Here is a 14,989-nt window from a genome sequence, read left to right on the forward strand (position 1 = left end):
TGGGCCATCCCTTTCATTTACTTGCGGATATAACCCTCATCCGTCAGCATTCCCGCATTGCTGCGGGCAGCGGTGTTGGCCAGCTGATCCACCCGTTCATTGAGGGGATCACCGGCATGGCCCCGGACCCATTTAAAGGTCAAGTTCGGGTATTGTTCGGTGATGGAAAGCATTTGTTTCCATAAATCCGGGTTCAATGCCGGTTGGCCATCTGCTTTTTTCCAGCCACGTCTTTTCCAGCTTTTTGCCCATCCCTTGGTGATGCCGTTAATGGTATATTGAGAATCGCTGTGAACCACCACATTTCTTTTTCTGTGAGTTTCCGGAATTTTTTCAAGGGCGGTGATCACCGCAAGCATTTCCATGCGATTATTGGTGGTATGACTGAATCCCTGGGAACACTCCATGGTTTTTCCATCCATCATCAAAACAACACCATATCCACCGGGCCCGGGATTTCCAATGGCGGACCCATCGGTATAAATATGGATCTCCTCTGTGGTTACCGTCACCGGCTTTTCACTGTCCACGACCGGAGTACCAGCAACAGTTCCCCCCGCCGCAGAAGCGTGACGATTGATCAGAACCTTGATTTTTTCTGATATCACCAGCCCCTGTTTGACCATAGTGTCAAGCACCGGCATAAATTCGGCCAGGCGGTGGGGTTCATCAACAATGTCAATGACCAGGGGCAGATCTTCGGAGAGTCTTAGAATTTTTGAGGTGCGGATCTGGCTGTTTTTACCAAACCCCATGATGCCCCGGGTCACCGTAGCACCGGCAAGCCCCCGCTTGTGAGCTTCTTCCACAATGGCTTCATAAAGGGGTTTGCGTCCTGCTCTCTGACTCTCGCCGATGTAGATTCGAATCAGTTCCATTTCAGTGTGCATATATTATATTGTCCTCTTTTCCTTGTCTGCAAAACAGGGTGGGCCATGCAGGTTTATATGAAAAGGTAGCCTTCAAGTTTACCTCAGCAGAGCCGCCCCCCGATGGGCAATAGGAACCGGCCAATCGAGCTGTCTACAGTTCCGGGCCGGGACCATTGACCGTCGGGGGAGGGGCGGCATAATGCCATTTGGCTCCGCGTCTACGACGCTATCTTCGTTATGTCCGCCAGGACATGTGGGTTATATGGATCGTCCCAAAGCCATACCAATGAAAAAAACACCCGTCCCCACCAGCAGTTGAAACGCAACATTCCCCATCCCCATGAGCATCTGGGAATCCGCCAGGAACTGACCGGTTTCAGAAATAAAAGTGGAAAAAGTGGTGAATGACCCCAGAAAGCCCACAAAGATAACCGCTCGAAAATCGGCATTAAAATTTCCCCGGCCAAGGGCAAAGGCCCAAAGCATGCCAAACAGGAAGCTGCCAAGTATATTCACCGCCGCCGTCCCCCAGGGAAATCCAGATCCTGCCCAGCGTTGAACAGCACCGGCCATGCCGTACCTGGCAAGGGCTCCCAGGGCACCCCCAAAAGCAATACACATTATTTTCTGCAACACGGTATCAACTCCTTTGACTCAACGATCCAGTTGTTTTTGCACGTCAGAGTTCTTCCCCAAATGGCCGATGTTAGAACAAACTCCGCTCAAACCTTGTATGGCAGGTTTTTAAAAAAAACAAACCCCTACCGGACAGATTTTTCATTCCGGTAGGAGTCGGCGATAACTCATGGTGATCAAGAGGGATCTGCGTCCCCGGGTTAAAATTCGATAATCAGTATAGTTGGCCTGTTTTACCAAGTCAATATCAAGCTACAAAAAAAATAAAGAGAATGACTTGATTTTCCATGGGCACAACGATACATACTCGTTGGTTGTATGCCAAGAATTAACCGGCTTGATCACAGGAATCAACCCGCTAACAGGAATTAAATCCCCAAAAAAGGACAAACATGCTGCAAGATCAAAATCAATTACTGGAAGTATTATCAAATATAGGCATTGAATACACAAACCATGAACACCCGGCTGTTTTCACCGTGGAAGAGGCAGACATGCACCACGACGGCATTGAAGGGGTTCACAGCAAAAATTTATTCTTCAAAGACAAAAAGAAAAACCTGTTTCTGGTGGTCACCCTTTCAGACAAGCCCATTCAGATAAAAGAGCTGGCAAAAAAGATAGGGGCCAAAAGCCCTTCCTTTGGCAAGCCGGAATTACTCATGGAGGTGCTCGGGGTAATTCCCGGTGCGGTCACCCCCTTTGCCGTGATAAACATCCAGGATCAACCGGTTAAAATCATACTGGACCAGGACCTGATGGAAAACGATCTTCTCAATTTCCATCCGCTGGTGAACACGGCCACCACCACCATTACCCCCACCGACCTTATTAAATTCATGGAACATTGCGGCAGAACACCGGAAATTATAAAAATTTAAAAGGTTCCCAGAAACTTTGATTTGATTAACACGGTTCCAGCAAATGCCTGGTCGCATCATACCAGCCCAAACGTACCATGATCTGCTGAAACCCAATGTCCGGCTTTGCCCATAACATCATCTCTTTTTCGGTGACCGGATGGGCAAAACGGATCTTCAGGGCGCAGAGAAGCAATCTCCTGCACTGGAATTGATTTTTAAAAAAATCGTTGTGACAGCTTTTGCCATAGATGGTATCCCCCACAATGGGGTGGGAGAGATGCTTCATGTGCCGCCGTAGCTGATGCCGACGTCCCGTTCCAGGACAAAGTTCCACCAGGGAATATCGGGAAGATGGATATTTATCCACACGCATGGGCAGTTCCACCGTTGCCACACCGGCGTAATCGGTGACAGCCCTCTGCTTTGGCCGCTCCTGCAAGCCTGAAGGATTCTTTTCCAAACGCTTCAAGTCTTTTTGAAAAGTGCTTGTGTTTTCGGTGCCTGGAATTACTTCACCCCCTTGCCCGTCCGGACAGGGGGAGTCCGTGCATGGGCGGCTTTTGTATCCATTGGATAAAAGATTTCCCCGTCCCTTTTTAATATTTTTTAAGGGATGGTCAATGGTGCCTGTGCCCTGAAGGTACCCCCGTACCACGGCCAGATATGTTTTTTTCACCTGGTTTTCCTGAAATTGTAAAGAAAGCGTCCGGGCGGCAGCCGGATTCAAGGCAAACAGCAGAACCCCTGAGGTGGGTTTGTCCAGACGGTGGACGGGAAAGACCTTCTGGCCGATCTGATCTCTTGTCATCTGCAGGGCAAATCGTGTTTCATGCCGGTCCATAGCGCTTTTATGCACCAGCATTCCTGCCGGTTTATTAATGGCAACAATATCGTTGTCCTGATAAATTATTTCAAGCCGGTCAATTTGAACTGATTCCAGCATATCATGATTTTTCAAAACCTTTCTTTTCCTTTTTATTTTTGGGGGTTGATGGGTTTCAGGCTTTTTTAAGATATGGTGCCAATGGTGCATCCATATTATAAGAATTGAACCCTTCACATAAAATGTGTTATGAAGAACCTATTCAACCCAAAACCCCATTGGTGCTTGATCACAACATCTGCCGATCCTTCAATAGGGGTAACTGGATAAAAGCACCCCCCTTACAGGCTGGGACACCTTTTTTAAACCATCTGACAAGTTGATATCGAGTGAATATTTTGGAAAAAAACAGCTATAAAATAGACAACGACGTATTAACCATCCGGTCCATCTGTGGTGAATATAGTTTTAAAATGGAAGAATCCGGCACCACGGACAATATCCACCGCATTGCCCAGATGATGGTTTCTGAAATGATCAGGGCTGAAGAATCCTTCATCAATGCAGGTGCAGCCATCAATCCCCATGTACTTGTGTTGCTTGCCAACCTGAATCTGAGCAAGAAATATGTTGAGTTAAAGGATCGTCTGGATACATTAAATCAGACCCTGAAAGAAAAAACCCAGTCTCTTTCCCATGCAAAAATCCGTACTTCTTTAGCCCAGGCATCTCCTCCGCAGCCTCCCAAACCAGATGAGATACCTGAAATCGAAGATGTCAAACCAGAGGTCATTAACAATCCCCTGGAATCGGATATCATTGATGATCTGCAGCAAATCAACAGCCTATTGTCCGATCCCGTTGCTCGGACCTCTCAAGCCCCTTTTCAAAACCCGATACCAGGGCCATCGGATCTTTCCCAGGCAGCACCGATAAAGGATATCGAACAGCCTGCAGAATCCGCTGAAGTGAAAAAAACACCTGAGCCGGACAAAACATCGGAGATAAAAAAAATCTCCGGACCGGAAAATACACCAGAATCAAACAATACACCTGCCCCGGAAAAACTTACAGTAGCGGACAAGACCCCCGATGCAGAAAACCCATCAAAACCTGAACTCCAAATAACAGCAGCCCCAGAAGCCGCCACCGGACCCGTAAATAGCGACCCATTGACCAGTCCGTCCCTCTGTGCTCAAGTCTCCCGGAACCCACAGACACCGGAAGCCATCTACGAGTCCACACCGACACTTCAAGCAGAATCCAAGCCGGAAGTACCGTCAATCTCTGGGGAAGAAAAGTTAGCACATGGCTCCCAGTCTGCCTCCAACAGCCGTGAAACAACAGACACCCCTTTGGAACAGCCAAACTCAAACAAACCTACCCAGGTACGAGACCTTGACGCCAGCCCTCTGGATGCCCCCCCACTTCAAGAAACAGCAGAAATAATAAATGAAGCAATACCCGCATCAGAGGCAAAGGAAATGGCCGAAGCAGAGACACAAGAAGCCGCTGAAACAGAAAAAACTTCACCGCTACCTGAGTCAAAGACAACAGAACCTGAAACATCCCAAACTGCACCTGAACCAAAGACAATAGAACCGGAAAGATCACAAGCGGCACCAGAACCACCAACTGAGATAAAAGAAACAGCTGAATCAGAAAAGGCCGTACCAACACCTGAAGCAAAGCCAGCAGAATCAGAAACACTACAAGCAACGGCAGCACCAGCAAACACAAAATGTCCCAAAGAAGAGACTCCCTGCAATGAAAATCCGGCATCCATGGGCAGTTTCCCCATACACACGGCAGTCCACTATTCCCAGACTAAATTCCACCGCCCTGACCCTGAAAAAGATTCCATGACGGAAACCTTTGAACTGCCCTCCCTGAAGTTTCTGAAAAATATCAACAGCAAAACAGAGGTCGATCATGAAAGCATCCGCCGGGATGCCGAGCTGCTGGAAAAAAAGCTGGGATACTTCGGCATTAAGGGCGAGGTCATGGGAGTATCCCCTGGGCCTGTGATCACCACCTTTGAATACAAGCCGGACCCGGGTATTAAAATCAGCAAAATCGTTAACCTTGCCGATGATCTTGCCCTTGCCTTGAGTGCCTACAGCATCCGCATAGTTGCACCCATACCGGGAAAAGATGTCATGGGCATAGAGATTCCCAACCTGAAAAAAAGCATTGTGCCTTTTATCGACATTGTCAGCTCCGAGGATTTCATCAACAGCACCTCCAAACTGCCCATCTGTCTGGGTAAAGACATCATCGGCAATCCGGTGGTGGTGGAGCTTGAAAGCATGCCCCACCTGCTCATCGCCGGGGCCACGGGAACAGGCAAAAGCGTTGGACTCAACGCCATGATCACCAGTATTCTTTACAAGGCCAACCCCGATGAAGTCAAATTCCTGATGATTGATCCCAAGCGCATTGAACTGTCATTATACAATGACATTCCCCACCTTATCACCCCGGTGATCACAGACATGAAAAAAGCCACCACTGCCCTCCAGTGGATGGTCCGGGAAATGGAAAGACGATATGATCTTCTGGCCAAATACCAGGTGAGAAACATTGAACAGTTTAACCAGAAAATGAAGAAAATGAATGCAGACCCGGAAGGCTCCCACGAAGAGCTGCCCGAGCCGCTTTCTTATATTGTCATCATCATTGACGAGCTGGCGGATCTCATGATGACAGCCTCCCGGGATGTGGAACTGTCCCTTACCCGTCTGGCCCAGATGGCCAGGGCCGCAGGCATCCATCTCATCCTTGCCACCCAGCGGCCTTCGGTGGATGTGCTCACCGGCATCATCAAGGCTAATTTTCCCACCCGGATTTCCTTCCAGGTCTCTTCCAAGACCGATTCCAGGACCATCATTGATTCCAACGGTGCGGAAACATTGCTGGGCATGGGTGACATGCTCTTTGTACCCCCGGGAACAGCAAGGCTCACCAGGGTCCATGGCACCTATCTGTCAGAAGAGGAACTCATTGATGTCACCTCCTTTCTAAAAGCCCAGCAGGCACCGGAATATCTGTTTGATATCATCACTGAACAGCAGGAAGAGCCTGAACAGGACTATCGGGACGATGAATACGATGAAAAATACCACGAGGCCCTGGAAGTGGTCATGGCCACCCGACAAGCATCTATATCCGGTATTCAACGGGCGTTGCGGGTGGGTTACAACCGGGCCGCCCGGATCATTGACATCATGGAAAAAAAGGGTATTGTGGGGCCTTCAGATGGCGCAAAGCCCCGGCAGGTGCTGTCCGGCCCCATGGATTAAGCTTCAGGCATCCTTAGGCGCTTATCAGCGCCTAATCAACAAAGATTCTTATCTCTGATTGTAAATATTCGGCTTGGTTCTGTAAATGTTTGGTCAGTGCCCCATATTCGCTTAGTTGGGACTGCGTAGCATACTATTGCTATGTGAGCAGGCCCAAATGAGTGAAGATGGGGTGCTGGCCGAATATTTACCTCTGATTTTCGTGTTATTTTGGCAAGAGAATCAGAAAATCTTTTTAGTTCTGGCTGTCCAGGTTAGGTTTATGCCTGCCCTTTTTCCTTGAAATAAGTATCCACCAGCTTTTCTGCGAGGCCAGTATAGGTATCCGGAGTCAATTGCCGCATGCGCTCCTTAAAGGCCATGGGAACTTTCTCCAGCTTGTCCACAAACACATCAAGGGTTTGTTTGTCTATTTTCTGACCCCGTGTGAGATCCTTGAGCCGCTCATAGGGATTGGATTCTCCAAACACCCGCATGGCCGTCTGAAAGGGCTCTGCCAGAAGCTCCTGGTTGGCCGCCAGATCCTGTGCAAGGACCGTTTTATTCAGATCAACTTTGGAAAGGCCCTTCATGCAGTTTTTAATGCCGATGATATAATATCCGAAAAGGGAACCCAAACTTCTTAACACCGTGCTGTCTGTCAGATCCCTCTGAAATCGCGATTTCTGAAGTTTTACGGCCATGTGCTCCATCATGGCAATGGCCATACCCATGTTTCCCTCACTGTTTTCAAAATCAATGGGGTTCACCTTGTGGGGCATGGTGGACGAACCTGTCTCGCCTTTTTTCAGGCGCTGCTTGAAATACCCAAGGGAAATATATCCCCACATATCCCTGTCAAGGTCCATAACCCCGGCGGCGGAACGGATCAGGGCATGCAGAATAAAGGCAAGGGAGGCATTGGGGTTGATCTGGGTGGTGTAAAGCAATGGTTCAAGCTCAAGATGCCGGGTGAGAAATCGCTGACCTGCAGTGATCCAGTCGATTTCCGGAAATACAAAAAAATGGGCATTGTAGCTGCCTGTGGCACCGTTGATCTTGGCCTGTACAGTGGCCTGCCTTAATATGCTCACCTCCCGGTTGAACCGCCAGGCAAAATTGACAAATTCCTTTCCCACGGTTGTGGGGGTGGCTGGCTGTCCGTGGGTTCTGGACATCATGGGAACGGATTTATGGGCCAAGGCTTTTTCTTCGATGGCTTTAACAAGATCCGCCAGAAGATCGGTGGCAATATCTCTGCCCTTTTTCAGCATGAGCGCATAGGCGGTATTGTTGATATCATCGGAGGTACAGGCAAAATGAACCCATTCCCCGATGTCATCAAGGTCTTTTGCTGCCAGTTTTTCTTTGATGAAGTACTCCACGGCCTTGACATCATGGTTGGTGGTACGTTCAATTTCCTTGATCCGAAGGGCATCTTCGGTTGTGAATTCATTTAAAACGGCATCAATATCCTTCACCCGGCTGTCATCAAAAGGAGCCAACTTCAGATCGGTGAGAATAAATTTAAGCCACTCAATTTCCACCTGAACACGGTGTCTGATCAATCCATATTCAGAAAAAATATCCGCCAGTTCTCCGGTGAGTCGCTGGTATCTTCCATCAAGCACGGACAATGCTTTTATGCTTTCCATAATTTCTCCATAGGTATTCATATATAATAGTCATGCCCTGAATGGGCAAAAAAGGGGATAAGGTGACATCATAGGCCACAGAAATCACTAAAAAGCTGTAAACGGGCTGCCCCCCCATATTAATCCAGTCTTACGAAGTGACCCCATAGTTAATGGAAGATGCACCGGGTGTCAATTATTTTCCAGGACCAGGAAAAGATATAAATGCCTCGGCCTGCCCCATACCCCTGGAAAGAGCCCCAAAAATTACATTGACAAAACCCCTGGCATCTTTAATTATAAAAAGAGCCAATACATAATGATATTATTGACCATCGGGTATAAAGGTAGAAAAAACATGGCTTCTGACATTCAGGAACAACATTGTTCAAAGGCAGACAACACACTTGATTCTGCATCAGTTTCTCTCTGCGATACCTGGCAAGCGCTGGTGGTTGATGCAGATAATAAAAATTACCATTTTTTTCAAGACCTTCTTTCCCATTTTGTTTTTAAAAACAAACCGCTTTGTCTTCACCATGCCCAGTCGATTCGGGTGGCCCAGCCCCTACTGTCCGAGAACCAAAAATTTCAGGTGGTCCTTCTGTCCCTTTCCCGGGATCTGGACACCGATGGCCGATGGCTGATCCATTACATCAGAAAAAATCTGAACAACTATAAAATTCAGATCATTGTTTTAATGGAGGCTTTTGATGCAGATTTACAACAGGAAATACTGGATAATGATGATATCCATGCCCTTTGCCAGCATTCAGATATAAACGAGCAGAAAATTCACTGTCTTCTTGCAACGGCCCTGGGATCATACAGTCAAATCCGGAAACTACACCTGCAGCTGGATGAAAAAAAGGCAATGGAAGATCATTTTCTTGAAAGTGAACAGCGCTTTAGAGAAATAACCATCAGCATCGGGGACCTGGTGTGGGAAATGGATTGCCATGGCAAGTACACCTATGTTTCGGACAATGTAACCGAAATAACCGGGTTTACCATGGATGAACTCAACGAGATTCATTTTTCTGCAATCCTTAACAACAAAGCAGAAACCATTGCACAAAAACGCATTGCCCACCGCACCAGCGCGCGACTGCCCTTTAAAAACATTGAAATCTGGAAAAAACATAAAAACAAAAAACACCTCTGCTTTCTGACCAATGGACGTCCCATTCTGGATGCCCGGGGAACCCTTCTGGGATACCGTGGCATTGACAGAGATGTCACGGAATACAAACTTTCTGAAAAAGAAAATGAACGACTAATTACCCAACTCAACCAGGTACAGCGCCTGGAAGCACTGGGAACGCTGGCAGGTGGAATTGCCCATGATTTCAATAATATTCTGGGGGTTGTCCTGGGATATACTCAGCTTTTGCAGATGGATGTAACAGGTGATTCCAAAACCGCGCATTACACCCGTCAAATCATTGATGGCTGTAACCGTGCAAAAAATTTGACCGCCCAGATACTGGATTTCAGCCGACTAAAAACCAACAATGATCCCAGTGCCCCCCAGGCCCCCATCAATCCGTCATCCGTGGTAAAAGAAAAGCTCAAGATGCTCCGGGCAACCATTCCTTCTTCCATCATCATCAACACCGACATTCCCCGAAAAACCAGACGTGTACTGGCAACACCCAACCAGATTTATCAGATCATCACCAATCTGTTGACCAATGCATACCAAGCAATGGAGGATAACCAGGGGATTATTTCGGTCACCATGAGCGACATATCTCTCACCGCAGAAAATTACACCCCCACCGCCACGTTGAACCTGCCCCACGGGGATTATGTCATCATTGAAGTTAAAGACAACGGCAAAGGCATGGCAACTGATCTGAGGGATAAAATTTTTGATCCCTATTTTACCACCAAACAGGGAGGGGACGGCCGGGGCCTTGGACTTTCCGTGGTGCACAGCATTATCACCCGGTGCAAGGGGGCTGTTATCCTGGACAGCCAGCCGGGGAAAGGCACACGGATCACCATATATCTTCCCGGTTTTCCCGATGAACCAGAAGACAAAAAAGTTCAGAAAAACACCATCACCACCGGAGAAGGCAAAATCCTTTTTGTGGATGATGAAAAAATGCTGGTGGATCTTGGTAAAATGATGCTTGAAAGAATTGGATATGAGGCTGTATCCCTGCAGTCACCCAGCGAAGCCCTGAGTATTTTTCAAAAAGATCCGGATTCTTTTTCACTGGTTATCACCGATTTAACCATGCCCAATCTCCAGGGAACCCAGCTGGCAAGCGAAATCAAAAAAATCAGCCCCCAAACCCCGGTTATCCTTGCCACCGGCTTTGACAGTCACACGGCAATGTCCCGGGGTGACAGCAAAGATATTGATATGGTTATGTCCAAACCCCTTTCCATTAATGCACTTTCTGAAAGCATTAAAACCCTTCTAAAATAACACGGGCCATCAACAGGCCCGTTGCTCTGGTACCCACATTTTACCATCCATGAATGGTGTTAAAAATCACAAGTGCTTTGAAGGACAAACCTGCCCCCGGTTCCTCGGCTTCAGTCCGGCAGGACAAAAGAGCTGCCAACGGTCTGAAGTGAGGTGCGTGCGTGGCATTCCTTAAAAAGGACTTGACAAACCTTCCCGCCTGATAGAAATATATATTATTCATGTAAACACTGTTCATAAAAATAATAAACACTTTCAGGAGGATATTTTGAAACTATTAAACCCCCACAAAGAGACATATGAGCATCTTGATCCAGCATCGGCACTGATCATGAAAAAAACCATCGCCTTTTTTGAAGACAAGGGAAAAACAAAACTCAAAGCAGACTACCACGCCAAAGAATGGTATGGGGATTTTCTTGATTTTGTCAAAAAAGAGAAAATTTTCTATACCCTTTTAACCCCCTCGCAATACGGCGATGAAGGATGTCGATGGGACACCTGCCGCAACTGCTGTTTCAATGAAATCCTCGGATTTTATGGTCTGCCCTACTGGTACACCTGGCAGGTCACCATTCTGGGCCTTGGCCCCATCTGGATGGGAAAAAACGAAGCCCTGAAAAAAAAGACAGCCCGCTTACTGGAACAGGGTGAAATCTTTGCCTTTGGTTTGTCAGAAAAAGAGCACGGGGCTGATCTTTATTCCAGTGACATGACACTGACTCCCCTCACCGATGATAAATTTGTGGCAGACGGCGGCAAATATTACATTGGAAACGCCAACAAAGCCGGCCTGGTATCGGTATTTGCAAAGGATTCTGACACTGAGGAATATGTATTTTTCACCGCAGATCCGAGCCATAAAAATTACACTCTGGTAAAAAATATCATCTCCAATCAATCCTATGTGGCAGAATTCAGCCTTAACGGATACCCAGTGGGCGCATCGGACATTCTTTCCCGGGGGGATCACGCCTGGGACAGCGCATTAAACACCATTAATGTTGGGAAATACAATCTGGGCTGGGCCTCCATAGGCATCTGCACCCATGCCTTTTATGAGGCCATCACCCATGCATCCCATCGAAATCTTTATGGAAGGATGGTAACGGATTTTCCCCATGTTCAGGAACTGATGACAACAGCATGGGCAAGGCTCATGGCCATGAAGCTCTTTGCCGCAAGAAACAGTGATTATATGCGCACAGCCTCGGCAGATGACAGACGATATCTGCTGTATAATCCCCTGACCAAGATGAAAGTCACCACCCAGGGAGAAGAGGTGATCAACCTCATCTGGGATGTCATTGCCGCAAAGGGATTTGAAAAGGATACCTATTTTGAAATGGCAGCCATTGAGATCCGCGGGCTTCCAAAACTTGAGGGTACCGTGCACGTAAACATGGCTCTGGTGGTAAAATTCATGGCAAATTATCTTTTTGCACCTGGCGAAATGCCAAAAATCCCCCTGGTCCATGAACCGGCCAATGATGACTTTCTGTTTGACCAGGGAACCACCCGCGGCCTTTCCAAAACCATTTTTCACGATTTCCAGCAAACCTATGATCAGATGGATCTTCCCAATATTGCTGTTTTCAAAGAACAGATCAAGGCCCTTAAGGAGCTTCTGGTCAATGCCCAACCGGAAAAGCAACAGACAAAAGATATTGATTTTCTGTTAATCCTCGGGGAACTCTTTGCCCTGGTGGTATACGGCCAATTGATCATTGAAAACGCCCTGCTGATGAACCTTGACAATGATATTGTGGACCAGATCTTTGATTTCATGGTTAAGGATTTTTCAAAACATGCTCTTCAACTATACACCAAGGGCAGTTCCACAGATAAACAAATGGAACTTGCTTTAAAAATCATCAAAAAACCCGTGACAGACAAAAAACGATTTAGCAGGGTATGGCAGCAGGTTCTGGCTATGGCCGATGCCTATGAAATGAATGCCTGATCTGTTAGTTGACAGGGTATGATCATCGCCGGGCTGGTCATAAGATCGCCAAGCCCGGGCAGATTTGAACATAAAGCAAGGTTGCTATCATCCCCCATCAATTCCCTTGACAAACAGTCTGAAATTAAAGTATCGTTGCCCGATTATTATGATATTTATATATATAATTTAAAGACTTATTTGATTCAGGAGAACAAAGCCATGGCATTGACCAAAACGGAGATCACAGAAAGAATTCAAAAACAACTCGATCTTTCAAGGAGTACTTCATATAAAATCATGGAGGATTTTCTGGAAATCATCAAAGGCAGCCTGGAACAAGGCGAAGATGTCATGATCAGCGGATTTGGCAAATTCTGTGTCAATGAGAAAAAAGCCAGAAAGGGACGCAACCCGGCCACCAGCCAGGAAATGAACCTCCCTGCCCGACGGGTGGTTACCTTTAAATGCTCTGGAAAACTGCGTAACCTTATCAATACCTGAGCACATCCCCTCCCAGAAATGGCCGATGGTGTGATTGAACACGTCCCACAATTTTCTTTGAGCTCAATGAGCGCTCAAGGCCCATATCACGGCATGATAACCTCAGCCTCTGTGTCTTTTGAGGCTGGGGCATGGGGGGCAAATCTGAAAATAAATTCCTCTTTCCGTGCCAGTCCAAACCCATGTTTTGCCAGATGCTCAATATAAGTTCCATCGTGCTGCAGGCGGGCAATGATATTTTCAATGCCCCGATTTTCCGATTCAATTTCCCGGGTTTTGTTCAGTATCCGGGCCTTCTCTTCTCTTAGGCCCACCAGGGACCTGAGCCCGTTGTCCCCCCAGACCATCCAGGCAGCCAGCACCATCAATGCCGCAACGGCAAGGTAAAACCCGGAAGCATTCAATTTCATGATTTCAAGTCCCTCCTTTGATCCAACCATACATTCTGCGACACTCCCGCCAGCCACACGCTAAAAAAAGACAGATATAAACCAATATACCCACCACAATGGCAGCAGATACCCCCATGAGCAGTGACACCTTTCCGGCATTGAGTCCCGGGCAAACATAAAAAAAGACCCAATCCACCGCCTTATACATGACACCGGAAAAAACAAATCCTTTAAGCCCCGAACGTATCAACCGCCCACCAGTACCAGGCGTGAGATATCCACCGGCTTTCCATAGTAATATCATAAGATTCACACATGCAGCCACAGACAAAGCAAGGGCAAGTCCCCTGTGCCCCATGGTTTTTAGCAGAAAGCTGCCAAGAATCCCATTTACGGCCATGGCACAAAGACCTGCCACAAAGGGTGTCCGAATGTCTGAAAAGGCGTAAAACAAGGTGCCAAACAGCCGAGTACCCGAAAAGGCGGCCAATCCCATGGATAGAAAAAACAAAACGGAGGCTGTTTCAAGTACTGCTTCCATGTGAAATGCGCCCTGGAAAAAAAGAAGCGCCACAATGGGCCGACTTAACACCATCAGCCCTGCCATGGCCGGAAGCGTAAGAAAAAACACCGCCTGCAGCCCCCGGGAAAAAAGTACTGCAGCGTCATCTCCCCTGCCTGCGGCAACATTGGTGGCCAGCCGGGGAAAAATCACCGTGGACACAGACACGGTAAAAAGCGCCATGGGAAACTGAACCAGTCGATCGGCATAATACAGGTAAGAAATACTGCCATCTCCCAAACAGGATGCCATAAAAGTGGCCATGAGCACATTGATCTGATAACCCGCCACACCCACCATGGCCGGCAGCATTGTCTTTGCCGCCCGGATTGCGCCCTTGTGCAGGAGACAGCATCGTTTAAAAAAGCGAAATCCCCGGGCATGGATAAAGGGCAGCTGAAGCAAAAGCTGCATAACTCCCCCCAGGGTCACTCCCCAGGCCAGGGCCACCGCCGGGGCGGAAAATAAGGGGGATAAAATCAGAGCAAAAAGAATAATCACCACATTAAATAATATGGGTGCCACCGCCGGCGCAGCAAAATGCCCCATTCCGTTTAATATCCCCATGCACACTGCCATGAGAAAAATACTTCCAAGATAGGGCATCATGATCCGGGTCAATGCCACGGTAAGCTCATATTTATGGGGATGGGGCACAAATCCCGGGGCAATACCAGCAATAAGGCCCGGGGTAAATAAAATTCCGGCCACCACCACAAGCACTCCGACAAAAGAGATTATGCAGAAAAAAGACCGTGCCATATCAAAGGCGGCAGCCTTGCCACCCATGCTGCGGTATTGGGTAAACTCGGGGATAAAAGACAAGGTTAACACCCCGTCGGAAAAAAATTTTCGCAGCAGGTTGGGCAACCTGAAGGCCATGAAAAAGGCATCGGAATAGAGCCCGGCACCCAGAATCATGGCCACAATGGCATCCCGGGTAAATCCAAGAATACGACTGACAAGTGTGGCTGAGCCAATGGTGAAAATTCCGGAAAACAGCTTGGAAAACCTTGTATTTTCATGTGATATCATCACTT

Annotated in this window: 11 protein-coding genes; 5 read left to right on the forward strand and 6 right to left on the reverse strand. The window is 47.6% G+C overall.

Annotation, left to right across the window (positions count from 1 at the left end):
- Nucleotides 1-17: 17 nt before the first annotated feature.
- Both rnhA and ACYQ2M_RS07515 read right to left on the reverse strand, forming a co-directional pair.
- Nucleotides 18-890, reverse strand: coding sequence for a ribonuclease HI (rnhA, locus tag ACYQ2M_RS07510; RefSeq protein WP_459915714.1), 873 nt, complete (start codon nucleotides 888-890; stop codon nucleotides 18-20).
- A 240-nt stretch (nucleotides 891-1,130) separates the two neighbouring features.
- Entirely contained in the window at nucleotides 1,131-1,508 is a 378-nt protein-coding gene (locus ACYQ2M_RS07515; protein WP_459915715.1) for a fluoride efflux transporter FluC, read from the reverse strand.
- Between the two features lie 392 nt (nucleotides 1,509-1,900).
- Here ACYQ2M_RS07515 and ACYQ2M_RS07520 point away from each other — a divergent pair, with 392 nt between their 5' ends.
- Nucleotides 1,901-2,389, forward strand: a complete 489-nt coding sequence (locus ACYQ2M_RS07520) for a prolyl-tRNA synthetase associated domain-containing protein (RefSeq protein WP_459915716.1) — start codon at nucleotides 1,901-1,903, stop codon at nucleotides 2,387-2,389.
- Between the two features lie 25 nt (nucleotides 2,390-2,414).
- Here ACYQ2M_RS07520 and ACYQ2M_RS07525 read toward each other — a convergent pair whose 3' ends face one another.
- The gene (locus ACYQ2M_RS07525) at nucleotides 2,415-3,329 is read right to left on the reverse strand and encodes a pseudouridine synthase (protein WP_459915717.1); all 915 of its coding nucleotides are present in this window, start codon (nucleotides 3,327-3,329) and stop codon (nucleotides 2,415-2,417) included.
- A gap of 254 nt (nucleotides 3,330-3,583) precedes the next feature.
- Between ACYQ2M_RS07525 and ACYQ2M_RS07530 the strand changes: the two genes are divergently transcribed.
- The gene (locus ACYQ2M_RS07530) at nucleotides 3,584-6,496 is read left to right on the forward strand and encodes a DNA translocase FtsK (protein WP_459915718.1); all 2,913 of its coding nucleotides are present in this window, start codon (nucleotides 3,584-3,586) and stop codon (nucleotides 6,494-6,496) included.
- A 260-nt stretch (nucleotides 6,497-6,756) separates the two neighbouring features.
- On the opposite strand, the gene purB is transcribed toward ACYQ2M_RS07530, so the two are convergent.
- On the reverse strand, nucleotides 6,757-8,130 hold the full coding sequence (purB, locus tag ACYQ2M_RS07535) for an adenylosuccinate lyase (protein ID WP_459915719.1): 1,374 nt from the start codon (nucleotides 8,128-8,130) through the stop codon (nucleotides 6,757-6,759).
- 337 nt (nucleotides 8,131-8,467) lie between these two features.
- On the opposite strand from purB, the gene ACYQ2M_RS07540 reads away from it, so the two are divergent.
- The 3 genes from ACYQ2M_RS07540 to ACYQ2M_RS07550 all read left to right on the forward strand — a co-directional run bounded on the left by ACYQ2M_RS07540 (nucleotide 8,468) and on the right by ACYQ2M_RS07550 (nucleotide 12,995).
- On the forward strand, nucleotides 8,468-10,549 hold the full coding sequence (locus ACYQ2M_RS07540; RefSeq protein WP_459915720.1) for a hybrid sensor histidine kinase/response regulator: 2,082 nt from the start codon (nucleotides 8,468-8,470) through the stop codon (nucleotides 10,547-10,549).
- A 268-nt stretch (nucleotides 10,550-10,817) separates the two neighbouring features.
- Nucleotides 10,818-12,512 carry an acyl-CoA dehydrogenase family protein gene (locus ACYQ2M_RS07545; protein WP_459915721.1) on the forward strand — a complete coding sequence of 565 codons (1,695 nt, stop codon included), beginning with the start codon at nucleotides 10,818-10,820 and terminating at the stop codon, nucleotides 12,510-12,512.
- Between the two features lie 201 nt (nucleotides 12,513-12,713).
- Nucleotides 12,714-12,995, forward strand: a complete 282-nt coding sequence (locus tag ACYQ2M_RS07550) for an integration host factor subunit alpha (protein WP_459915722.1) — start codon at nucleotides 12,714-12,716, stop codon at nucleotides 12,993-12,995.
- A gap of 86 nt (nucleotides 12,996-13,081) precedes the next feature.
- Here ACYQ2M_RS07550 and ACYQ2M_RS07555 read toward each other — a convergent pair whose 3' ends face one another.
- Nucleotides 13,082-13,405: an FtsB family cell division protein gene (locus tag ACYQ2M_RS07555; RefSeq protein ID WP_459915723.1), complete on the reverse strand. Its 324-nt coding sequence runs from the start codon at nucleotides 13,403-13,405 to the stop codon at nucleotides 13,082-13,084.
- Nucleotides 13,406-13,409: 4 nt separating this feature from the next.
- Entirely contained in the window at nucleotides 13,410-14,984 is a 1,575-nt protein-coding gene (murJ, locus tag ACYQ2M_RS07560) for a murein biosynthesis integral membrane protein MurJ (RefSeq protein ID WP_459915724.1), read from the reverse strand.
- Nucleotides 14,985-14,989 lie beyond the last annotated feature (5 nt).

It is taken from the genome of Desulfocicer niacini, assembly GCF_054657595.1.

Coding starts and splice junctions, on each gene's coding strand:
- ACYQ2M_RS07520 (WP_459915716.1), top strand. CDS start 1,901: ATGCTGCAAGATCAAAATCAATTACTGGAAGTATTATCAAATATAGGC.
- ACYQ2M_RS07550 (WP_459915722.1), top strand. CDS start 12,714: ATGGCATTGACCAAAACGGAGATCACAGAAAGAATTCAAAAACAACTC.
- ACYQ2M_RS07540 (WP_459915720.1), top strand. CDS start 8,468: ATGGCTTCTGACATTCAGGAACAACATTGTTCAAAGGCAGACAACACA.
- purB (WP_459915719.1), bottom strand. CDS start 8,130: ATGGAAAGCATAAAAGCATTGTCCGTGCTTGATGGAAGATACCAGCGA.
- ACYQ2M_RS07555 (WP_459915723.1), bottom strand. CDS start 13,405: ATGAAATTGAATGCTTCCGGGTTTTACCTTGCCGTTGCGGCATTGATG.
- murJ (WP_459915724.1), bottom strand. CDS start 14,984: ATGATATCACATGAAAATACAAGGTTTTCCAAGCTGTTTTCCGGAATT.
- rnhA (WP_459915714.1), bottom strand. CDS start 890: ATGCACACTGAAATGGAACTGATTCGAATCTACATCGGCGAGAGTCAG.